1 pseudogene is annotated in these 673 nt (G+C 61.2%); it reads left to right on the top strand.

Annotated elements, in window-relative coordinates:
- Positions 1-646: pseudogene (locus tag NA637_RS25245) on the top strand (IS30-like element ISPst1 family transposase); the annotation flags it as partial.
- Positions 647-673: the final 27 nt, after the last annotated feature.

The raw sequence follows: 673 nt of genomic DNA on the forward strand, positions 1-673 counted from the left end.
CGGCGAGCTGCGTAAGGAGCTGATCATCTGCCTGCGCCAAAGCAAGACGACGCGCAGGCCGCGCTCGGGCGGCGTGGATCGGCGCGGGCAGATCCCCGAGATGGTCAGCATTCATGTGCGCCCGCCGGAGATCGAAGACCGGCTGATGCCGGGGCATTGGGAAGGCGACCTGATCAAGGGTAAGGCCAACGCCTCGTCCGTAGGCACGTTGGTGGAGCGCACCAGTGGCTACCTGATGCTGGTGAAGATGAACGATGCGACGGCGACCTCGGCGATGGAAGGCTTCAGTGCCGCGCTCAATGGCATGCCGCTGGCGATGCGCAAGAGCATGACCTACGACCAGGGGCGGGAGATGGCGCGGCATGCCGAGATCACCCAGAGAACCGGCGTGGCAATCTTCTTCTGCGACCCGCACAGCCCTTGGCAGCGCGGCAGCAACGAAAACATCAATGGTCTGATCCGCCAGTACTTGCCCAAGGGTACAGACCTGTCGGTACACAGCCAGGAGGAGTTGAATGCCATCGCGCTGCAACTGAACATGCGACCGCGTAAGCGCTTCGACTTCAAATGCCCAATCGAAGTTATGGGCAAGGTAATGCAGAAGGCCATGGCTATGCGGCATGATGCTCCAGCTCCAATTCAATGACCGTGTTGCACTCAGCTCCTGCAACCG

Source organism: Stutzerimonas stutzeri (assembly GCF_024448935.1).
Taxonomy (GTDB): Bacteria; Pseudomonadota; Gammaproteobacteria; order Pseudomonadales; family Pseudomonadaceae; genus Stutzerimonas; species Stutzerimonas stutzeri_AO.